General features: G+C 43.1%; 19 protein-coding genes and 2 pseudogenes. 9 read left to right on the plus strand and 12 right to left on the minus strand.

Annotation, left to right across the window (positions count from 1 at the left end; all coding sequences use genetic code 11):
- Positions 1-160: 160 nt before the first annotated feature.
- On the plus strand, positions 161-1219 hold the full coding sequence (locus tag ACM0OX_RS26360) for a low specificity L-threonine aldolase (RefSeq protein ID WP_414517888.1): 1059 nt from the start codon (positions 161-163) through the stop codon (positions 1217-1219).
- A gap of 167 nt (positions 1220-1386) precedes the next feature.
- On the opposite strand, the gene ACM0OX_RS26365 is transcribed toward ACM0OX_RS26360, so the two are convergent.
- Positions 1387-1827 carry a thermonuclease family protein gene (locus ACM0OX_RS26365; protein ID WP_414517889.1) on the minus strand — a complete coding sequence of 147 codons (441 nt, stop codon included), beginning with the start codon at positions 1825-1827 and terminating at the stop codon, positions 1387-1389.
- Between the two features lie 143 nt (positions 1828-1970).
- Entirely contained in the window at positions 1971-3239 is a 1269-nt protein-coding gene (locus ACM0OX_RS26370; RefSeq protein ID WP_414517890.1) for an ATP-binding protein, read from the minus strand.
- A gap of 461 nt (positions 3240-3700) precedes the next feature.
- Here ACM0OX_RS26370 and ACM0OX_RS26375 point away from each other — a divergent pair, with 461 nt between their 5' ends.
- Positions 3701-4216, plus strand: a complete 516-nt coding sequence (locus ACM0OX_RS26375; protein ID WP_414517891.1) for a DM13 domain-containing protein — start codon at positions 3701-3703, stop codon at positions 4214-4216.
- A gap of 389 nt (positions 4217-4605) precedes the next feature.
- Positions 4606-6969, plus strand: a complete 2364-nt coding sequence (gene recJ / locus ACM0OX_RS26380) for a single-stranded-DNA-specific exonuclease RecJ (protein ID WP_414517892.1) — start codon at positions 4606-4608, stop codon at positions 6967-6969.
- Positions 6970-7130: 161 nt separating this feature from the next.
- Here the strand turns inward: recJ and ACM0OX_RS26385 are convergent, their stop codons facing one another.
- Together ACM0OX_RS26385 and ACM0OX_RS26390 are read right to left on the minus strand one after the other, a co-directional pair.
- Positions 7131-8477 (minus strand): NAD(P)/FAD-dependent oxidoreductase, encoded by a 1347-nt coding sequence (locus tag ACM0OX_RS26385; protein ID WP_414517893.1) that lies wholly within the window; start codon positions 8475-8477, stop codon positions 7131-7133.
- Positions 8478-8810: 333 nt separating this feature from the next.
- On the minus strand, positions 8811-9050 hold the full coding sequence (locus ACM0OX_RS26390; protein ID WP_414517907.1) for an SDR family oxidoreductase: 240 nt from the start codon (positions 9048-9050) through the stop codon (positions 8811-8813).
- 229 nt (positions 9051-9279) lie between these two features.
- Here ACM0OX_RS26390 and ACM0OX_RS26395 point away from each other — a divergent pair, with 229 nt between their 5' ends.
- The 5 genes from ACM0OX_RS26395 to ACM0OX_RS26415 all read left to right on the plus strand — a co-directional run bounded on the left by ACM0OX_RS26395 (position 9280) and on the right by ACM0OX_RS26415 (position 14053).
- Entirely contained in the window at positions 9280-9804 is a 525-nt protein-coding gene (locus tag ACM0OX_RS26395) for an SRPBCC family protein (protein WP_414517908.1), read from the plus strand.
- A gap of 289 nt (positions 9805-10093) precedes the next feature.
- Entirely contained in the window at positions 10094-11263 is a 1170-nt protein-coding gene (locus ACM0OX_RS26400; RefSeq protein ID WP_414517894.1) for a zinc-dependent alcohol dehydrogenase, read from the plus strand.
- Between the two features lie 123 nt (positions 11264-11386).
- Positions 11387-12565 carry a zinc-dependent alcohol dehydrogenase gene (locus ACM0OX_RS26405; RefSeq protein ID WP_414517895.1) on the plus strand — a complete coding sequence of 393 codons (1179 nt, stop codon included), beginning with the start codon at positions 11387-11389 and terminating at the stop codon, positions 12563-12565.
- A gap of 54 nt (positions 12566-12619) precedes the next feature.
- Positions 12620-13183 carry a type 1 glutamine amidotransferase domain-containing protein gene (locus ACM0OX_RS26410; RefSeq protein ID WP_414517896.1) on the plus strand — a complete coding sequence of 188 codons (564 nt, stop codon included), beginning with the start codon at positions 12620-12622 and terminating at the stop codon, positions 13181-13183.
- Positions 13184-13213: 30 nt separating this feature from the next.
- Positions 13214-14053, plus strand: coding sequence for an aldo/keto reductase (locus ACM0OX_RS26415; RefSeq protein WP_414517898.1), 840 nt, complete (start codon positions 13214-13216; stop codon positions 14051-14053).
- 53 nt (positions 14054-14106) lie between these two features.
- Here ACM0OX_RS26415 and ACM0OX_RS26420 read toward each other — a convergent pair.
- The 8 genes and pseudogenes from ACM0OX_RS26420 to ACM0OX_RS26455 all read right to left on the minus strand — a co-directional run.
- Positions 14107-14187: pseudogene (locus tag ACM0OX_RS26420) on the minus strand (3-oxoacyl-ACP reductase); the annotation flags it as partial.
- 18 nt (positions 14188-14205) lie between these two features.
- Positions 14206-15027, minus strand: a complete 822-nt coding sequence (locus ACM0OX_RS26425) for an NADPH-dependent oxidoreductase (RefSeq protein WP_414517900.1) — start codon at positions 15025-15027, stop codon at positions 14206-14208.
- Positions 15028-15128: 101 nt separating this feature from the next.
- The gene (locus ACM0OX_RS26430) at positions 15129-16247 is read right to left on the minus strand and encodes a sulfonate ABC transporter substrate-binding protein (RefSeq protein ID WP_414517901.1); all 1119 of its coding nucleotides are present in this window, start codon (positions 16245-16247) and stop codon (positions 15129-15131) included.
- Between the two features lie 150 nt (positions 16248-16397).
- Positions 16398-17159 (minus strand): class II aldolase/adducin family protein, encoded by a 762-nt coding sequence (locus tag ACM0OX_RS26435; RefSeq protein WP_335007183.1) that lies wholly within the window; start codon positions 17157-17159, stop codon positions 16398-16400.
- Positions 17143-17817 carry a hypothetical protein gene (locus tag ACM0OX_RS26440; RefSeq protein WP_414517903.1) on the minus strand — a complete coding sequence of 225 codons (675 nt, stop codon included), beginning with the start codon at positions 17815-17817 and terminating at the stop codon, positions 17143-17145. Before ACM0OX_RS26440 ends, ACM0OX_RS26435 begins: the two co-directional genes overlap by 17 nt.
- Before the next feature lie 71 nt (positions 17818-17888).
- Complete coding sequence (locus ACM0OX_RS26445; RefSeq protein WP_322666382.1) at positions 17889-18095, minus strand: RRXRR domain-containing protein; 207 nt, start codon at positions 18093-18095, stop codon at positions 17889-17891.
- A gap of 115 nt (positions 18096-18210) precedes the next feature.
- Entirely contained in the window at positions 18211-19263 is a 1053-nt protein-coding gene (locus tag ACM0OX_RS26450; protein ID WP_414517904.1) for an aliphatic sulfonate ABC transporter substrate-binding protein, read from the minus strand.
- A gap of 413 nt (positions 19264-19676) precedes the next feature.
- A pseudogene (locus tag ACM0OX_RS26455) lies at positions 19677-19859 on the minus strand (pseudouridine synthase); the annotation flags it as partial.
- 522 nt (positions 19860-20381) lie between these two features.
- On the opposite strand from ACM0OX_RS26455, the gene ACM0OX_RS26460 reads away from it, so the two are divergent.
- Complete coding sequence (locus tag ACM0OX_RS26460) at positions 20382-21881, plus strand: multicopper oxidase family protein (RefSeq protein WP_414517905.1); 1500 nt, start codon at positions 20382-20384, stop codon at positions 21879-21881.
- Positions 21882-22033: the final 152 nt, after the last annotated feature.

Raw genomic sequence — 22033 nt, forward strand, 5'->3', positions numbered from 1 at the left:
AGCCAAAAACCTGTTTTTCATAAATGATTAAGTATGGATAATCACAATTATTAGATAATTGTAGAGGTTAATAGCATTATCCCCCAATCTGAGAATTGGCAAAGTCAAAAATTATTTACTAGTATTGTAAAAATTACTGTTAAAAATCAAAGTAGAAATTATGAGTAGCCAATTAGAGCAGTTTGCAAGTGATAATTCCTCTGGTATTTGTCCTGAAGCACTGGAATATATGATTAGGGCAAATCAAGGTAGTGTTCCAGCTTATGGAAATGATGAATGGACTCAAAAAGCAGCAGATTATTTTCGGGAACTCTTTGAAATTGATTGTGAAGTATTTTTTACCTTTAACGGTACAGCCGCAAATTCTTTATCTTTAGCTGCTCTTTGCCAGTCATATCATAGCGTTATTTGTCATGAGACATCTCACATAGAAACAGATGAATGTGGCGCACCTGAATTTGCATCTAATGGCTCTAAACTGCTACTCGCTCAAGGTAAAAATGGTAAATTAACATCAGAGTCTATAGAGTCAATTGTTACTAAACGTACTGACATTCATTATCCCAAACCTAAAGTTATTAGCATTACGCAATCAACTGAATTAGGAACTTTATATTCTATTGAAGAACTTTTAAATATTAAAGAAGTTGCAAATAAATATAACTTAAAGATTCACATGGATGGCGCTCGTTTCGCAAATGCAGTTGCCGCTATGAATAAAAGCCCTGCTGAAATTACTTGGAAGACTGGAGTGGATGTATTATGTTTTTGTGGTACTAAGAATGGAATGGCATTAGGTGAAGCTATTCTTTTCTTCAATAAAGCGCTAGCAGAAGATTTTGATTATCGATGCAAGCAAGCAGGCCAGCTAGCTTCAAAAATGCGATTTATTTCGGCTCCTTGGTTGGGTTTATTAGAAACTGGTGCTTGGCTAAAAAATGCTAGACATGCCAATCAATGTGCTGAATACTTAGAAAATCAACTATTAAACATAGAAGGTGTTGACTTGATGTTTCCTAGAGAAGCCAACGCCGTATTTGTGAAATTACCTGAAGAAGTCATTCACAGCTTAAAAGCTAAGAATTGGCAGTTTTATACATTTATTGGTGTGGGAGGAGTACGTTTTATGTGTTCTTGGAACACTACTCAATCAAGGATTGATGAGTTGATTGGTGATATTAAAAATGCAACAATAAATGGGGGAAAGGGGAAGGGGTAAAGGGGAAAGGGATAGAATTAATTTCCTCTTACCCTTTAACCTTTAACCTTTCCCCGACATCTTTCAAGACGCGATAAATCGCGTCTCTACATGAGGGTTTTGTTGATCATTCTCAACTGTATTGTTTTAAAATTTCTTCAGGTTATTATAACTGATAATGCCAGCGCTTACTTGGTATGTAACTTCAACTGCAATTTTGATTGTTGCCACAAACCCAAATGCTTATTTTTAGCATTAGCTTCTGCAATTAAAAATTGGGTTTTGCTCTCATAGCAATTTTGTAAAGATTCTTGGTCAACGACGGCATTACCTGACTCTACCAAAAGGAGATTTACTGACCGATTATCTACAAATACTTCACCCGCTGGACGACCATTTTTAATTTGTTCTGTGCTTCTAATCACGACAGGAGTTTGAGATGGTAATAGCTTTTTTAGCCTTTGTGTTGCTGCTAAACCATAGCGTTTGTCAGTTGCTTCTGGTGCATTAATACACGCTAACTTGACTATAGTTGTTTGTCCTGCATTATCTTTAACCAAAATTGTGTTTCCGTCTGTAATACCAACTACTGTACCTAGCACCAACATTAGTTGAAGTAATTCCATCATTTTATATGTAATATTTTATGCACAGATAGAATTTTATTTCGGTGCTTAGGTTACTAGTGTGATTTAGCTCACAAGTTGCAAATAAAAATAAAAGTAATAAATATTATCATTACAAAAATCTGGCATTTATATCAATCAAAACTTCATTTAATAACTACAGGTAATTGAACACTCACAGTAGTTCCTGTCAAAAGGTCAGAAGAGATTAACAGTTCCCCATTATGAGCATTGACGATGCGTTTACTAATAGCAAGTCCTAGCCCAGTGCCACAAGGTTTTGTAGAGAAGAATGGCTGAAAAATTTTGGTGATAACTTCCGATGGAATTGGCTCACCGCTATTGTGGACATTAATACAAACTTTATCTGTATCGGAACAATCTACTTTCAATTTAATGTTATCTTCTGCTGAAACTGCTTCGCAAGCATTGCGGACAATGTTGATAAATACTTGTTTAAGTTTGTCCTTATCTCCCAATATTTTTACCGTAGACGATACCGAAATAAATTCAATTTGTCGTTCTAGAGCTTCTGGCATTTCCTGAATACATACAAGCAACTCATAAATAAATTCATTCACATCCAATTTGCAAAGTTGCAACACTTGAGGCTTGGCATAGAGCAAAATTTCACTTAATAGACGTTCTAAACGACTAGCTTCGCTCAATGCCAATGCCAATCGTTCTTGAGCAGATTCAGTTAAAATAGTTTTTTGGAAATATTTCAATCCCATGATCGTTGTTGTCAAAGGATTGCGAATTTCATGCACAATCATAGCAGTAAATTCACCAATTGCTACCAGTCTTTCTTGTTCTAAAAGCTTGGCTTGGGCTGCTTGTAATTCTGCGGTACGTTTTTCTACCTCAGCTTCTAGAATATGATTAAATTTGCACTGTTGTTGATATAGATGATAGTTATTAATTGCTGTTGCAGCTCGTTCAGCAAATAATTCCACAATTTGGATGTCTTCTTTTGTAAAATCACGTGGTAAATGGTTAAAAGAACAGATAGTACCAATCACTTCACTTTCAGCAGTCCGCAATGGTATCCCTAAATATGCACAATAACCTTCTGGAGCCTGTCCATACTCTGGGTGTTTTTGAGCATCTTTTACTGCTAATGATTGACCCATTTTGATAACAGTACCAGTTAGTAAACCATGTAGTGAATAAACATGTTCGCCTTCGCCCATTTCAAGACTACTGGCTAGAACAGTTTCAAACCCCTTTTGGCAAAAGGTAACAACTGTCCAATCAACTCCAATGAGTTCGCTGACTCCGCAAGCAATGTTGTGCAAATAGCTACTCAGTTCGCCAGTTCGATAGTTCAAAGAAGATAAACGTGCGATTATTTGCCGCTCACGATGCCAAGTTTGCTTGTGCAACAACATTTCGTCATCACTGGTTTTGCTCATGGATGCCTATTGCATGGGTTTTGAAGCCTGTTTCTGAAGCTTGATTTGGGTAGCCGCAATTTTAATCGTTAGATACAAGATGTGAGTTGATAGAAAGATTTTACTAGAGACATCTGCTATTTGTATACAACAAAATTATGAAATTTTACTTAACTAAATTTAAATTTATACAAGAATTAAATAGGTAAAAATAAGCGGTATTATTGTAAGCAAAGTTAAATAATTCTAGAAGATTATGTTTGGCTGACTTGAGTCTATGTACGCTTACGATAATTTAAGCATGTTTTTTATACCTAAGTACTTGCAGACTGAAAGTTGAGATTTTGCTGAAAAATCCATAAGAACTTTTTAAAAAAAATATCAGATTTTTAGAGATTAATCCTTAGATATCCGTCATTTTTAGACTAATTATGTAAGCAATAATTAGTTCAAAGCTCAATTCAAAATCTATCTTATTTGGTATGAAAATCAGAAATTTATTAATACTAATTTTGTCTTCTCTTATCATGGTTGGCTGTGTCCGAGAAGTATCAAATAATAAGTCTAAAAAAGTTGCGATCGCAGTAAATACATCGGTTCCAAAATCTTCAACTCCGGCGAAGTCTTTAACCCCTTTGGTACAATCTCAAAAGTCAGGTACTTTTGTTTCTGGAGAACAGACAACTGAAGGAACAGTCAGTATTGCTACCAAAGATAGTAAATCATTTCTAGAGCTTGGAGAATCGTTTAAAACCTCGGAATCAGGCCCGGATTTAGTCGTAATTTTGCATCGTTCAGATAATGTAATCGGTTCAACTAATCCACCAGCTTATTCTTTAAAAGATGGAGACTATATCATTATTGCTCCCTTAAAAAAGTATAGCGGCGCTCAAACATATTCTATTCCTAACAATATCAATTTAGCAGATTACAAATCTGCCGCTATCTGGTGTCGCAAGTTCAATGCTACTTTTGGTGCTGCTAAGTTGAGTAGTTAAAATTAATTAAACTAGGACTTACGCAATAACTTTCTGAAACTCTCATTCCTTTGTGTCCTTCTCTAACGAGACGCTGCGCGTAGCTTGCTTCTCCGTAGGAGTATGCGGTTCGTTTTTTCATGATTTTGTGTAAGTCCTGTAAACAATCACGGAGAGTAGCGAGTAGGGAATCGCTGTTCAGCTACAAAACTTTACACCTTCCTACATTCATAGTCACGAAGATGAAACTTTATCTATTCAAGAGGTAGAATTAGAATTTAAGTTTGATGACCAGATTATCTGAGCAATTCCTGGAACCTTTCTTCACTCTTCTAAAGGTCAACTCCACAGGTTTACAAATTATCCTTGTATTTTAAGAGTTTTAACTTCTAAATCCTAACTTTGTTTGTATGCCAGAACAACAGCAGTGGACTATAACAGCAACTGAACAACCACCAGAGTGGTTTATCCAAGCAGTGAAACAGTATACACGTGCATCAAGTGGACTGTATGCAGCGCAATTGTTGTGGCAACGGGGTATTAAAGATCGTCAACAATTAACAGCTTTTATCAACTATAAAGTTTATCAACCAACAAGTCCCTTTGAGTTTGGGCAAGAAATGCATCTGGCGATCGCACGGTTGCAACAAGCATATAATACTAAAGAAAAAATTGCCATTTGGGGAGACTTCGATGCCGATGGTATTACCGCTACATCGGTACTTTGGGATGGATTGGGACAGTTTTATGCTCAAAATACTCAGTTAGTTTACTATATTCCCAATCGCCTGAAAGAATCCCACGGACTTAATAATCAAGGAATTGATAACTTAGCAAAAGAAGGTTGCAAATTAATAGTTACTTGCGATACAGGTAGCACAAATATTGAGGAAATTATCTATGCTAAACAGCTAGGTATAGATGTAATAGTTACAGACCATCATACTTTACCAACCGAACGCCCACCCGTCGCAGCAATTATCAATCCTCGCTATTTTCCAAAAGAACATCAGTTATTTAATCTTTCTGGAGTGGCGGTAGCTTATAAGTTGGTGGAAGCGCTATATCAAACTCTGCCAAATGTTGCAAAATATCCGTTAGAAGATTTATTAGATTTAGTTGCAGTTGGATTAATTGCCGACTTAGTGCAGTTAAGCGGAGATTGTCGCTACTTGGCACAGATGGGAATTCAACGACTGCAAGAAGATTTTAAACAGCCAGCAGCAGCACGGCGGCGTCCAGGGGTAGGAAGATTATTAGAATTGTGCCAGAAAAGTGGCGATCGCCCCACAGATATTTCTTTTGGTTTGGGGCCGAGAATTAACGCCGTTAGTCGCATTCAAGGTGATGCCAGTTTTTGCGTGGAATTATTAACTAGTCGCGATGTCAAACGTTGTAACGAACTCGCCGAAGTTACAGAACTCGCCAACGCCCGCCGCAAATCTTTACAAAAAGATGTGCAAGCACAAGTGGCGCAAAAACTGACTCAACTAGACTTATCAACCACCAGCGTCATTGTTTTAGAAGATGCCCAATGGCCTGCGGGTGTATTGGGCTTAGTTGCTGGACAGGTGGCACAAGAAACAGGACGCCCGACGATTTTGTTGAGTACGGAAGGAGCAGGGGAGCAGGGGAGCAATTCTTCTTCTTTGCTTGCAAGGGGTTCCGCTCGTTCGGTGAATTCTGTCGATTTATACCAGCTGGTGAAAGAGCAAGCACATTTGTTACATCGCTTTGGGGGACATCCCTTTGCAGCGGGTTTGAGTTTGTTGGTGGAGAATATTCCTTTATTTACGGCGGCGATTAATCAGCAGTTGCGGCAATCTTTAGGTAGTACAACTCTAACGCCAACTGTACAAGCAGACTTGACGGTAACGGTAGCCGATTTGGGGAAAGAGTTATTTTTGGAACTGAAACTGCTAGAACCTTGTGGAATGGGTAATCCTGTTCCGAAATTGCTAATTCAAAACTGCTGGTTTGAAAATTCTTGGCATCGCAATCAGCAGGATTGGCAAGGGAAAAAGGTACAGTACATTAAAGCTGAGTTTGATATTCGAGATGATTCTAGCAGAAGTGCTTTTCCTGGCTTATGGTGGGGACACTACAAAGATGAATTGCCCATAGGAAGGTGTGATTGCATAGCAGAACTAGACTACAACACCTTCAAAAAACGTTATGAAATCAGATTGATTGCCGTGCGTTCTTCTGCTAATTCAGCACTCAACACTCAGCTATCGCTAACACCTTTCATCCTAGACTTACGGAATCAGGAACACTCAGCAACTCAGCACTCAGGACTAATTATTGAAGATTGTCCCACAAATTGGGATGATTTACGTATGTGGTTGCGGCGGTGTTTGGCGATCAGTCGCTCTACGTCTGGGCTTGAGAATCAGCAACAATTAGCGATCGCTTGGTCTAAACCTAACCATCAACCACCTAATCAAATTTGGCTGACTCTTGTCGGAATTGCCAAATATCTCAGTCGCACAAATCAACTAGTTACCCGCAGACAACTTTTAGAGAAAATCGGCATCAGCGACCAAACCTTACTTGTCGGAATCAAAGCCTTAAAATATTTAGGGTTCACAGTTCAACGACAAGACCGTTCTTTACAAATTACCTGGAATCCAAACGATAGTGCCGAAAACCTTGCCGACGAAGCAGTTGCGCGATTTTTAGCTGCTGTTCGAGAAGAGCAATTTCAGCAACAGTATTTTGCGGAAGTTCCCTTATCTACGATTGTAGCGATCGCCAGTTACGACAGTAAATAATTTAAAGGGTTCACAGCGTTTGCGACACAGCCTCTTTCCCCCTGCTCCCCTGCTCCCTGCTCCCTGCTCCCCTGCTCCCCTGCTCCCCTGCCCCCCTGCCCTCTAAATGATAAGTCTTTACCAGAACACGATATGAGTACTATCGGGTGTTATCCCTGAAGTTACAGAGGTGTCCCAGAAGGCTGTTGCACCCTCTTGTTAACAGTTTTTCCTTCTACAAAACCATCTCGACCTGTAATCAATCTAGAGCGACGATTACGAGTAATATAATTCCATCCCCACTGAATTGCTACTACTACTTTAGTGTCAAACTCGATTAAGAAGTAAATGTGAATTACTAGCCAAAAGAGCCAAGCAATGAAACCTTTGAGTTTGACTAAGCCTAAATCTACAACAGCTAAATTTTGCCCAATCATCGCCAAAGTACCCACGTCATTGTAACGAAACTCTGGCAAAGTCTCACCTTTAAGCCTGCGTTTAATGAGTTTAGCTACATACTCTCCTTGTTGTTTGGCTACAGGTGCAACACCAGGCAAGGGTTTACCATTTTGATGGGAAAAGTTGCCTAAATCTCCCACTACAAAAATGTTGTTATAACCCTTGATAGACAAGTCCGGTTCTACAATCACGCGTCCAGAGCGATCGCATTCTACACCTGTACTTTTTGCTAGGGCTTTCCCCATAGGCGAACCTTGAACACCTGCTGCCCACAAGATAGTTTTTGAGGTAATTTCTGTCAATTCATCGCCTTGCTTGAAAGTAACGATGTTACCTTCAATATTTGTCACTCTGGTGTTGGTGTAGACAGCCACACCCAACTTTTGCAAAGATTCTGCTGCTACTTTCGATAATTCTGGTGAAATGTGTGGGAGGATGCGATCGCCACCTTGCAATAGTACAATTCTCGCTTCTGAAGTATTGATGCTGCGGAAATCTTCTGTGAGAGTTTGGTATGCTAATTCTGCGATCGCGCCGGATAATTCTACACCGGTGGGCCCACCCCCGACAATCACAAAAGTCAACAAAGCACGGCGTTTTTCAGGATCGGTTTCTTTTTCTGCCGCTTCAAATGCCGAAAATATCTGGCGACGCATTTCTATGGCATCTTCAACAGTTTTCAAGCCAGGAGCAAATTCTTTCCAGTTATCTTTACCAAAATAGGAATGGTTAACACCTGTAGCGACAATCAATGTGTCATAAGGTACTACTTCATCACCCAAAATAACTTGTTGCGCTTTTGGATCGATATCATTTACCTCTCCCAACAGCACTTTTGTATTCTTGCTTTTGCTGAATACAGATCGCAATGGTGCAGAAATATCAGCAGGTGATAGCGTACCTGTGGCAACTTGATATAAAAGCGGCTGAAATAGGTGAAAGTTACGTTTATCAATGAGAGTAACATTTACATTTGCTTTCTTCAAAGCTTTTGCTGTATACAGTCCACCAAAGCCGCCACCAACGATAACAACCCGATGTGGTGCATTCTTTTCAAGTGAGACTTCCATAAAAAATATTTCCTTGTGTTAAGAACTTGTAACTATTCTTAACAAAGATGTAACAGCTTTATGATGATGGTTGCTGTCTATTTAGAACAATTGAAGAAATGATGAAAGTAGTCAAAGTTAGTTTTTCGAGGAAGGCAGTGTTTTGACTAAGCGGTAGTTGAGCGTAGTTGAAACTCAACAACCGGGCAGGGGAAGGCTTGCCGTGAGCGTAGTTGAACGGGGGCAGGAGGAAAACTGCGTAAGAGTACGATGACTCGCTAGCCGCCAGTCGTAGAGAATTCATTCTGAATTCTGACTCCTGACTCCTGAATTCTGTTCGATGGATCGAGCCGCTCAAAATGTGCTTTGAATAATTCCGCCATCTACTTGCAGCATGACTCCGTTCACAAATGAGGCTGCTGGTGAACTCAGAAATACCGCAACATTGGCAAACTCTTCTGGTGTCCCCATACGACCCAAAGGGACTGTCCCATTGATTCTAGCAATTTCTGCTTCTTTTGTTTCACCACTTTTAGCAGTGCGGCCATCGATCAATTCTTCTACCCGTTCTGTATATGTCCAGCCTGGTAAAATACTGTTTTGTAAATTAACTAAGTGTTTTTATATACAAATATTGTAACTGCCAATTACTACTTTTGAAGTATCAATTTATTGAAAAACTAAGACTATTGAAAGAGTATAAGTAATTTTTTTTTAACTACAACTCTAAGGAATAGAAGAGTTAGGACAAATCAATTTGTCCCAAGTTTGATAATTAAAACACATATAGCAACCACAAGAGGTAATGGTCATGAGTACAGTCATGAACCAACAGGTCAAAGTTGAAAAGACTTTAACCATTAACAAACCAGTAGAGGAACTTTATCGCTTTTGGCGTAACTTTGATAACTTGCCACGCTTTATCAAGCATCTCAAAGAGGTGACGGTATACGACGAGAAGCGAGAGTCCTCCGGACACGCTACGCGATCGCACTGGATTAGCAAAGGATTCTTAAATGAAAGCGTTGAGTGGGATGTAGTCATTACCGAAGACCGAGAAAACGAATTGATTGCCTGGACTTCGGTTGAAAGCGCAGCAATTGAAACCTCTGGTCGCGTCCACTTCAAGCCAGCACCTGAGAATCGTGGCACTGAGGTAAAAACAATCCGAGAATTTACCCCGCCTGGGGGTGCAATTGGGGCTGCGTTGGCGAAGCCCGTCGCAGACATCGCTAAATTATTTGGCGAAGACCCAGAACAGCAAATCGGAGATGATTTACGTCGCTTCAAAATGATGATGGAAGCAGGCGAGATTGCCACCACAGAGGGACAACCAAGAGGGAAATAGTCACTTGTCCTTTGTTTATTAGCTAACGACAAATGACTAAGGACTAATGAGAATGGCACTAAGTTAAGCTCAAGGGTATGCAGCGTAAGGATTGTAGAGGGGCAGGGGTGCAGAGGGGAATTTCTATTTCTTGCGTTCGTATGCCTAGAACTTCTTCTTTCTCCCCTGCTCCTGTGCTCCTGTGCTCCTCTGCACCCCTGCTGCCTCAACGATTTTCCCTTTTCTTAGTGCCATTCGGACTAATGAGAAGACTAACGACTAATAACCAATGACATAAGGACTAATGACTATGAAAGCAGCTTGCTGGCATGGTGCTAATGATGTGCGGGTCGAAACAGTTCCCGATCCAAAAATTCTCAACCCGCGCGATGCCATCCTTAAAGTGACATCAACAACCATTTGTGGTTCTGACTTGCACCTCTACGATGGCTACATTCCGACGATGCAACCGGGTGACATTCTTGGTCACGAGTTTATGGGGGAAGTTGTTGAAATTGGTAGCGAAGTCAAGCGATTGCAAAAGGGCGATCGCGTGGCTGTCTCTTCCATGGTCGGCTGCGGCTCGTGTTTCTTCTGCCAACGAGATTTATGGTCACTATGCGATAACTCCAACCCCAACGCTTGGATGCAGGAGAAGGTGTTTGGCTTTGGTACGTCGGGAATTTATGGCTATTCCCATTTATTCGGTGGCTATGCCGGTGGCGATGCAGAATATGTTCGCGTGCCGTTCGCTGATTTCGGCGCGCTCAAACTTCCCCAAGACATTCCCGATGAAAAACTGCTGCCGATCACCGATGCCTTTCCCACCGGCTACATGGGAGCAGATTTATGTAATATTCAGCCTGGAGACACCGTAGCAGTCTGGGGTTGTGGCCCAGTCGGACAGTTCGCTATGGTCAGTGCCTATCTACTCGGTGCCGAGCGCGTGATTGGCATTGATCGCTTTCCCTACCGCTTGCAACTGGCTAAGGACTTCGCGAAAGCGGAAACGATCAATTATGAGGAAGTCGATGCGGGCGAAGCCCTGAAAGAAATGACAGGCGGGCGCGGTCCCGATGCTTGCATTGATGCTTGTGGCATGGAAGCTCATGGGATCGGGCTGGAAGGATTCTACGATGAAGCGAAGCAGGCAGTACGGCTGGAAACCGATCGCCCTCATGTGTTGCGGCAAATGATTCTGGCTTGTCGCAAGGGTGGCACTCTGTCGGTCATGGGCGTTTATGCTGGCTTCGTGGACAAGATGCCGATGGGCGCTTTCATGAACAAAGGTTTGACGCTCAAAACGGGACAAATGCACGGTCAAAAGTATATGCCTCGGTTGCTGGGTCACGTCATCGAAGGCGAAGTCGATCCATCTGCTGTATTCTCACATCGCCTCAGTCTAGAAGACGCACCACGCGGCTTTGAGCTTTTCAAACACAAACAAGACAACTGCGTCAAAGTCTTACTCAAACCCTGATTTCAAGCAAATTTTGGGGTACGGCAAGGTGCAAAGAGGCTAAGGAAGCTTGTCATCTCTTACCCTTTGCGTCTAACGCTTCGCCTCTGGCTAATGCGCGAAATAAAAAAGGAGAACAACTCAATGAGAGCAGTTTGCTGGCACGGCGCTAACGAAGTGCGGGTTGAAACAGTACCCGATCCAAAAATCATCAATCCGCGTGATGCTGTTATTAAAATCACGTCAACGGCGATTTGCGGTTCTGATTTACATCTTTATGACGGTTACATTCCCACGATGGAAAAGGGCGATATCCTGGGTCATGAATTCATGGGGGAGGTCGTTGAGCTAGGCAGTGCTGTCAAGAATGTGAAGATAGGCGATCGCGTTGTCGTCCCCTTTACCATTTCCTGCGGCTCCTGTTTCTTTTGTCAAAAAGATTTGTGGTCGCTGTGCGATAACTCCAACCCCAACGCCTGGATACCGGAAAAACTCATGGGTCATTCCCCATCTGGTCTTTTCGGCTACTCCCATATGATGGGTGGCTATGCTGGAGGTCAAGCTGAATATGCCCGCGTTCCCTTTGCCGATGTCGGTTTATTCAAGATTCCTGATGGACTAACAGACGAACAAGTTTTGTTTCTGACGGATATCTTCCCCACTGGCTATATGGCAGCGGAAAACTGCGATATCCAGCCAGGAGATACTGTAGCGATCTGGGGCTGCGGTCCAGTCGGACAGTTTGCCATTAGAAGTGCATATATGCTAGGTGCCGAGCGCGTCATTGCGATCGATCGAGTTCCCGAACGCCTACAGATGGCTTCATACGGCAAGGCAGAAGTCCTTAACTATGAGGAAGTTGATGTTGGTGAAGCCCTTAAAGATATGACCGGTGGGCGCGGTCCAGATGCTTGCATGGATGCTGTGGGAATGGAAGCCCACGGTACGGGCCCTGATGCGTTTTACGACCAGGTAAAGCAAGCCGTGCGTATGGAAACCGACCGACCCACTGCCTTAAGGCAAGTGATTGTTGCCTGTCGCAAAGGTGGCACTGTTTCAATTCCTGGTGTTTACGGCGGCTTTGTAGACAAGATACCGATGGGTGCTGCCATGAACAAAGCCTTAACATTTAAAACGGGACAAACGCACGTTCATAGGTACTTACGCCCCTTACTCGATCGCGTCCAAAATGGCGATATCGACCCATCTTTTGTAATCACCCATCGTCTGCCGCTAGAACAAGCACCGCACGGCTACGAAATTTTCAAGCACAAGAAGGACAACTGTATCAAGATCGTGCTCAAGCCAGGTCAGGCTGCCTAAAACCCCACAAGAACACGAAAAAACCAAGTCTAGCCAATACTTTAGGAGGTAGAGATGACAGAAGAACTCACAAATAAGAAAGTTGCCATTCTGGTTACAGATGGCTTTGAGCAAGTTGAAATGGCTCAACCCAAGCAAGCCCTTGAGTCAGCAGGTGCTCAAACCCACATCATTTCACCTAAGAGCGATCGCGTTCAGGGCTGGAACCATTATGACAAAGGGGATTTTTTCCCGGTAGATGTCCCCCTCGATCGAGTAAATCCAGCCGACTATGATGCCCTCCTGCTTCCCGGTGGTGTTGCCAATCCAGATCAACTTCGGACTAAAGCTAAGGCGATCGAGTTTATAAAGTCCTTCTTTGATACTGACAAGCCGGTAGCGGTGATCTGCCACGGGCCTTGGACTCTGATCGAGGCAGATGTGGTGCGCGGACGGCAGATCACTTCGTGGCCGTCGCTCAAGACCGATCTCCAGAACGCAGGTGCCCAGTGGGTAGATCGGGAAGTTGTAGTTGATAGCAACCTCGTGTCGAGCCGCAAGCCAGACGACATCCCAGCCTTCAACCGGGAAATGATCGAGCTGTTCAGCCATGCAGGGCAGGTACGGCAGATGGCGTGAGGACTCGGAGCGTTAATCGGGAGGACAGGTATGGAACAGCATCGATTTGGTTCCACGCAGCGCGAGGTGGCAGCGATCGGTCAAGGAACCTGGTACATCGATAACGGTGACCGCGCCTCTGCGATCGCCGCTTTGCGCCAAGGACTCGATCTCGGCATGACCCATATCGACACGGCACAGATGTACGGTAGCGCTGAGGAGGTGGTCGCAGAGGCGATCGCTGGACGACGCGATCAGGTTTTCCTGGTTTCCAAGGTTCTTCCTGGAAATGCTTCTCGGAGAGGGACGATCATAGCCTGCGAGAAATCCCTCGCTCGACTTCATACCGATCGGCTGGACTCTTATCTGTTGCACTGGCGCGGTCAACACCCACTGGAGGAGACGATCGCTGCCTTCGAGCAGCTTCAGCACGAGGGGAAGATTCTCTGCTGGGGCGTGAGCAACTTCGATGTGCCTGACCTTGAAGCAGTCCAGAAGATCGCTGGCGAGGGTTCTCTCGTCTGCAATCAAGTCCTTTACCATTTGAAAGAGAGAGCGATCGAACACGCTGTGATCCCCTGGTGTGAGAAGCATGGGGTCGCCGTAGTCGCATACAGCCCGTTCGGTCATGGGAATTTTCCCAGTTCGCGCACAACCGCGGGTCGCGTACTACAGGAAATCGCCGCCGCCCATAACGCCACCCCTCGCCAAGTCGCGCTCCGATTTCTGGTGCGGCATTCCTCGCTCTTCGCAATCCCCAAAGCATCCAACCCCGAACACGCCGCTGAAAACGCGGGAGCCGGGGAACTCAATCTGACCCAAACCGAACTCGATCGAATCGACGCAGCCTTCCCGACCGGATCTCGTCCCCGCGTGCTTCCCATGCTGTAAGCCTGATTGGCTCGCCTGCGGGCGCAGATGGCAACTTTTGCACCCTCACGGGCAAATTGCCTCGCTGTAGCTTTGCCCAAACCTTTACTAGCAGCTGTCACTAAGGCGACTTTGCCACGGAGTTGCAAATCCATAATCTTGATTCTTGTTGTTTACAGTAACTTGAAGCCAAGGTTATTGAGAGCTTCACGCAAGCGATCGCGTCCTCTCAATGATTCTACAGTAGCGATGCGTTGGGCTGAGTGTTCTGACCAATCGCCAGGAACATTCATCTTTTGTTCAGTATAGAATTCTTTCATGATGTCGTTGTAGTGAGCGATCGCTTCTTCTTGCTCTGCCAATTTATAGGTTTCACGATGCAGCACAGCTGACTGGGGCAACCTTGGTTTAATTGCCGCTTCTACTTCAGGATTTGGATAGCCCACACACAGCCCAAATACAGCATACACAGAGGAGGGCAAATTCAATATCTGTGCTACCTCTTGCGGGTGGTTTCTGATTCCACCGATATAGACTGTTCCTAAACCAAGTGACTCAGCTGCAACTGCGGCATTTTGCGCTGCTAACGTTGCATCGATTGTTGCCATCACAAACATTTCCAAATATTCCAGCGCATCATGAGATATGCCGCGACTGTCAGCAACATGACTTAGACGCGCCAAATCTGCTAACCAAACCAAGAATAAAGGAACCTGCTTAATATGTGCTTGGTTTCCCGCTAGCTTGGATAACTCCTCTTTGCGCTGTCGATCTTCGACTGCTACCACACTCCAGGTTTGCAAATTCGAGGAAGTAGATGCAGATTGGGCGGCTGCAATTAGCAATTCCAGAGTTCCCGGTGGTAAAGGATCGGCTAGATAAGACCGAATTGAACGGTGAGATAGTAGTGCTGTTAGCGAATCATTCCATGCAATTTCGGGATTGAAGGGAATTTCACCGTAACGCGATCGCAGTAGTTCTGTAGGATTAGTCATAATCAATTCCAAGATTTACATTTTCAAATTTGCTACTAATACCAATTTCATCTGTAGGTGCATACATCTCTATGCCCCTACAGGCGATTCATTGTACTAGTTTAAGTTTTTGGTGAAAATGCTGCATATTCTTTTTTTGTCAACATTGCATCTTTCACATTTACCTCTTTGGGAATTAACTTCAATTTGTAATATGTATCTGCAACACCTTGTTGTAGATTTATCAAATTGTCGTCAATTGGTACAATCCCAAAAGTCCGCCTGTTAGTTGCTTTTTTCATCGTTTCCAAGTCAATTCCTAACACAGGTGCGAGAGTTTTTGCTACCTCTTCTCGATTCTGTTTAGACCATTCTTCAAGATTTTTAATTTCCTCCACTATTGCCTTGACAGTTTGAGTATTTTCAGTGACAAATTTGCGAGTCATCAAATAATATCCTCCCTGTTTATTAATTCCTGTGCCATCAATTAGGACTCTAGCTTTAGTTGCCTCTTGAGCCGCTGCATAAAATGGGTCCCAAATTACCCAAGCATCTACACTCCCTTTTACAAATGCAGCACGGGCATCAGCCGGAGCCAAATATTTAGGTTCAATATCTGTATATTTCAATCCCGCTTTTTCTAAAGCTTGGACTAATAATAAGTGGGCACTAGATCCTTTTTGAAAGGCAACTCTTTTGCCCTTCAAGTCAGAAACTTTTTGAATTTGTGAATTCTGAGGAACAAGAATTGCGGAACTAGCCGGAGTAGCCGCAGTACCAACAACATAAGTTAGTGATGTCCCCGCTGCTTGAGCAAATATTGGTGGTGATTCTCCCACAGGGCCAATGTCAATACTACCCACATTCATGGCTTCTAGTAGTTGTGGCCCCGCTTGAAATTCAGTCCACTGTACAGTGATACCTTCTGGCGCTAAACGCTTCTCTAAAACACCCTTAGTTCTCAGCAAAACGGTCGTTTTTTGATAGCCAAATCTGACTACGGTTGCTTTACTAGAAGCAGAATTACCCTGAGATGTGGCACTGTTATTAGGGGCATTAACAGTAGGTGTCGATGAACAAGCAGCAAATAGCAAGCTCAGACAAAGACCTGTAACAAAAGCCCCCACTGTTGGTAAAGCAGAAGAAAAGAATAATTTATGCTGGTTGTTAAATGGGATATTCCTGAATTCTATCAACGATATCCACTTGGGAATTAAGCGGCGCAAGATTTGGTTAATCATCAAAATGATTTCTCTGAACTATAGTAATACTATAAACTTATAGGTTTACCGGAGTATATAAATAAATTTAGGTTTAGTTGACATCAAAATAGCGGGGTGATTTAACTGGAAACTTCCCCGCCTATTATGCCAATGCCAAAAAACACAGCACTAATTTAGTAAATCGGGTTCTTCGCGCACAATCCGGTCGTAAAGTGGCTGAAAACTGAACCACCCACTTACATGTGACCCCACTTGAGTTTGTGTTAAACGGGCTGTCTCGTGTTTGATAGTAGTGGGTCTACCCGCAGCTTCAGCCAGCAGTTGACCTTGGCACGATCGCTCCAAGCTAATGTACCAAAAGGCAGCTTCATCCACTGTATGTCCCACAGTTAAAATGCTGTGATTGCGTAAAATTATAGCTTTCTTTGGCCCCAAGGTTTGTGCCAATCGCTGACCTTCAGAAGTTTCTAAAACAACACCTGTAAAATCGTCAAACAGGGCATGGTCTTCGTAAAAAGCACAAGAATCTTGAGTCAAGGGGTCAAGGAGACGCCCCAAACTAGACCAGGCTTTACCATAAAGTGAATGGGCGTGAGCTGCTGCGATGACATCAGGTCGAGCTTCATGAATCTGAGAATGGATGGCGAAAGCAGCTTGGTTTACCTCAGCATCGCCTTTAACCACCTCACCTTCTTTGTTAACTAGAATCAGGTCAGAAACTCGGATATGACCGAAGTATGCCCCGAATGGATTGACCCAGAAATGGTCTGTAAACTCAGGATCGCGAGCCGTAATATGGCCTGCGATTCCCTCGCTGAAGCCAAACTTACCAAACAGGCGAAAGGCGGCGGCGAGGCGTTGCTTACGGTGCAGGCGTTCGTCTTCAACTCGCTCGAAAACTGGGGGTTTTGGTCTAATATAATTGGCCATGTTCTTTTTCCTCCTCTTCTTTACAGGGAGCGTTGGAATATCCAGAGCGAAAGGATTTGACGCTGTGAGATTCTGGGATGAACTGGTGACGCAAAATACAACCAGTATCATTACCTAAAATATGGATGGATACAGATGCGCTCTGGGATGTGGTTTTGACGGCATGGATATCACCATCTGGGGGTAAGAGGCGGTAGATATCACCTGGTTGAAGGCTACGCACTTCAGTTACTTGTAATTGTGCGTGTCCTTCAGTATCACCGGTATCTACACGGCGATAGACTGTTTCTTCTTGATCGCCCTTGTATAAACCAATTAATCCCCAGGCTAAATGATCGTGGACGGGAGTCGTTGAACCTGGGGGAATTACCAAACTGAATACTGACAGCGAACGGTCTTTAGCGCGATAAAGCAGCCATTGACCAATACCGCCACCCATGCGGCTTTCGGGATTGACTTGGGCAAACTCTTCCGGTAGCCATTCCTGTTGAGCAAGCAGTTCTTGAAAATAGGGTTCTAGTCTAGCGAGAGTTTGAGTGCGATCGTCAACAGTGTTAGCGCTAATTTCCCGCACTGTTGCTACAAAGGATCGTAGTTCTTGGCTCTCAATAAACCATTGGTCTTCTGATAACGGTTCTAAAATAGCGTGGTTCGTCATCTATATTCCTCTGTTTAGGAGGCGACTAAGATTAATTACTAAGTCGTAATTCGTAATTCGTAATTAAGAATTCAATTACGATTTATTTTAATACCAGGATGAATCTTGAAGCCAAGTTGCTCAAGTTTTAGATGAGAAAGGGACTCCTTCAGAATGATAGTAAAAGGATATCGCTGGAAGACAGTAGCTTTTCCTTGTGACAATAGCAGCCTAGCATGGCTGATGCGTACTGGATATAACGGTTGTTTGTTGGCATCGAGAATGAATACTTTAGTCATGCTATTTTGAATTTTGAATTTTAGATTAGAGACTGGGAATTCAGAGAATTCCCTTACTGAGTTAGGGAACAAGAAAATTATTCTCCCCGCTCCCCTGATCCCCGCCCCTCTGCTCCTACTTAGCGGTGGGGCAAATAGTTGCTGCAACATCTACCCTTTTCGATAGAATCTTTTGCTCTAGCATCCAGTTAGCCGTCTTCTGGATTTTGGCAACATCATCAGCATTAGGTGTGACAAGTAGCTGTGGCCCTTGATTCTCAGTTACTCGCTTGGCTACGGCTGGAGAAATTTTGATGTCTTTAACTAGAAACTCGGCTGATTTTGCCGTATTTTGATTCAACCAATCGTATTCATTGCTTAAACCGTTCAAAGCAGCTTTCACCGCTTCTGGAGATTTAGCCGCAGTCTGATTACGCACAAGCATTACACTGTAGGTTGGCGCTGGATGGGTTGTGGTGATTCTCCTAACATCATGCTCTAATTCGGCAACTGAGATGTATGGCTCCCAAACTGCCCAAGCGTCTACAGTTCCTTGGTAGAGAGCAGGTGCAGCATAAGTTGGAGCCAAGAAAACGCGCTGAACTTTATCTTTAGAAATTTTCTCTTTTTCCAATACTTTTAATAACAGGTACTCACCTGCACCAGCCTGATTTACGGCAACTTTTTTACCTACAAGGTCAGCGGGCTTACGAATAGGAGAATCACCACGGACTACGATCGCACTCGCCAATGATTCCGGTCTGGGACGCTGGACAGCCCCAATGCAAAGCTCCTGACCGGCAGCAATAGCTGACAATCCAGGAATGTCTCCACACCCGCCGATATCGGCTTGATTCGCGCTAATGGCTTGGAGTAAAGTAGCACATCGGTCAAAAGGGCCAGCCCATTCAACTTTGATATTCTCGGCTGCAAGCTTCTTCTCTAACTCTCCTCTTTGACGTGCAATTGGTACTACACCTCCCTTTTGGTACCCCAGGCGAATCAAACTAGTTTTCTCTTGAGTCTGGTTACTGACATTTTGGGCAGTGGTATTACTATTTGCAGAGTTACTTTGAGCGCAGCTAGAAATCACCAAAACTAGCCAGGAACTATAAACCAATAAGGCACTAAAGGGCTTGGTTGAGCATTGTGGCAATAAAAATAACAATTTTTTGAAATGATTCAACAACTTTTTTATTACTCCTTTTATTAAAGAAAAGATAAGAATGAGAGTCTATATGTCAACTCCAGCACTCTTGTCTTTACTGCTCATTTAGGAATCTCCAAGGAATAACTCATCCAATTCTGTGGGGTGTCTCGCAATCATTTGTAGTTGGATATTTCTATTGGGAAGCTCTTAGCTATGATATTAAGTCTCATAAATACGGTAAATCGGTAGGATAACCGTGCAATTAGCTACAAGCAGAAGTTATCACATACAAATTTAAAAAGCAATAGGCTAGCTGTTAGGTGAGGAGATTAAAGGAAAGTAGTGCGTTTCCTGCTTCCCAGACAAGAGTTGAGCGTCAAAAGAGCGTAATTGATTGTAAATACAGGGTTTTTTCTGATTGCGGATGCTCGAAGCGAAGTAATTTTACCTTAGTCAACTGTCACAACACCGGAAAGTATCGCTTTATAAACCTTGTGAACCTGGCGTTGCTGAAACTGCTGGTTAATTTGCCGATGCGTTTGGCGATCGCGTCCCAACAACAAAATCCCAGATGTTTCTCGATCTAGGCGATGCACAGATGCAAGCGCCATCCCATCCAGCAATAGATGACGTAATAGTTATATATAAGTGAAGTAAAGACATGAAACATAATACTTATAGTTAGCAATTAACTGTACTAAAGAAAGACATTAAATAGCTCAATATTGTAGATAAATTTGCTCACCATAACCCACTTAAGAATTTATAGATAGCGTACAAAAATTTCCCATTGACCTAAAAATTTAGTAAAAGATGTGTCGGCTTTTCTAAATTTAAAAAGAAGTAGGAATGCAAGCCATGAAGCAGAAATCAAGCCATATTTAAGGTTTTGGGGATTCAATGAAATTAATAACTGGTTGACTTTCTGTGGATATATTTGTAAATTTAACAAACAAACAGAAATGTACATTCATATAAAGAATGCTATGCAAATGATAAAAAATAATTTGTAAAAAGCTGAGACGACCTATTTAGGTTAATACACAAAATGATGTGTTTGTACAGTACGTAAATCTTAGTATTTCAAACTTTTTCAAATCTACTGATTGCTAAAACCATTCAGGCAAATTTCGCAATACACCAATAAAAAAATAAAAGTGATAAAAATAACTAGACGAGAAGCCCTGAAGCTAGGAGCGCTTACAGGTGGTTCTTTGCTGATTCCTATAGGCTTGCTATCTCGCGGACAAGCAGCAACTGCTGGTAGTCCTCAGCCGACTCGTTTTAGGATCAAACTTCCCATACCGCCAGTACTTAAACCAGTGCGGAGCAATGCGACCACAGATTACTACCAGATCGTGATGAAAAAAGCTCAGGTTAATATTTTACCTGGGCTAACAACGCAGATATGGGCGTATAACGGTATTGCTCCTGGCCCCACAATTAAGCAACGTCAAGGGCGACAATCAATAATTCGCTTTATCAATAATAGTGTCGATACACCAACATCAGTTCACTTACATGGCATGGGATCGTTACCGCAGTACGATGGCTATGCTGAAGATTTGACACGACCGGGTTTTTACAAAGATTACGTCTATCCGAACAAACGCGCGGCTACGTTATGGTATCACGACCACGCCATTCATAATACTGCGCGTAATATTTATATGGGTTTGGCAGGCATGTACATTGTTCAAGATGACTTTGAGCTTGGACTACCCTTATCCAAAGGTAAATACGACGTACCACTATTTATCCAAGATAAGCAGTTTACTAATACTGGCAGGTTAGTCTTTAATACCCAAGGTGATATTAGTCAATATGGTGATGTCATTTTGGTCAATGGTGCGCCTTGGCCGCGCATGGAGGTGGATACCCATAAGTACCGTTTCCGGATCTTGAATGGTTCGATTTCGCGCTCTTACAATCTTGCCCTGAGCAATGGCGATGATTTTATTATGATTGGCACTGATGCCGGATTAATGAGCGCACCAGTTAAAGTCAAAAATTTCCGGTTGGCGCCAGCAGAACGTTACGAATTTATTATTGACTTTTCTAAATACCCAGTCGGCTCTCAGGTAGTGCTACGAAATCTCGGACTTCCTAACAACACGAATTACGACGGTACGAATCAAATTATGCGCTTTGATGTTGTGCGGCGTGAACCAGATAATAGCTCTATTCCCTCCAGGTTACGTACAATCCAGCCTATCCCAGAATCTTCAGCAGTGCGAACCAGAGAATTTAAGTATGACCGCTCTAATAATCTTTGGGTGATCAATGGCAAAACCTGGAATAACACCCGAATTGATGCTAACCCTAAATTAGGCGATGTTGAAATCTGGAAATTGTCTAACCCATCAGGTCGTGCGTTTCATCCTATCCACCTTCACCTAATTGATTGCCTAATGCTCGATCGTAATGGTAAACCACCTTTTGCTTACGAGCGTGGGTTGAAAGATGTTTTTTATGTTGGGGAAAACGAAACTATACGAGTCATTGGTAAGTTTGGCCCTAATACAGGTAAATATATGTCACACTGCCACAATGCGGTTCACGAAGACCACGATATGATGAATCAGTTTGAAGTGGGACAGGGTGGACGCTCACCTTTTGCAGTTGCAGCAAAGCCACTTCCAGCTCCACCTTTATAGACCTACGGTGTACACACATCTTTGTATAAAACCAAAATCGTTGAAGATCCCCCTAAATCCCCCGATAAATTGGGGGACTTTGACTCTGGTTCCCCCTTTTTTAAGGCAGGGCTGTTTCATTCGATCTCTTAGGGATTTTGTCAAGAGTATGA

Source organism: Nostoc sp. PCC 9305 (genome assembly GCF_963920915.1).
Classification (GTDB): domain Bacteria; phylum Cyanobacteriota; class Cyanobacteriia; order Cyanobacteriales; family Nostocaceae; genus Nostoc.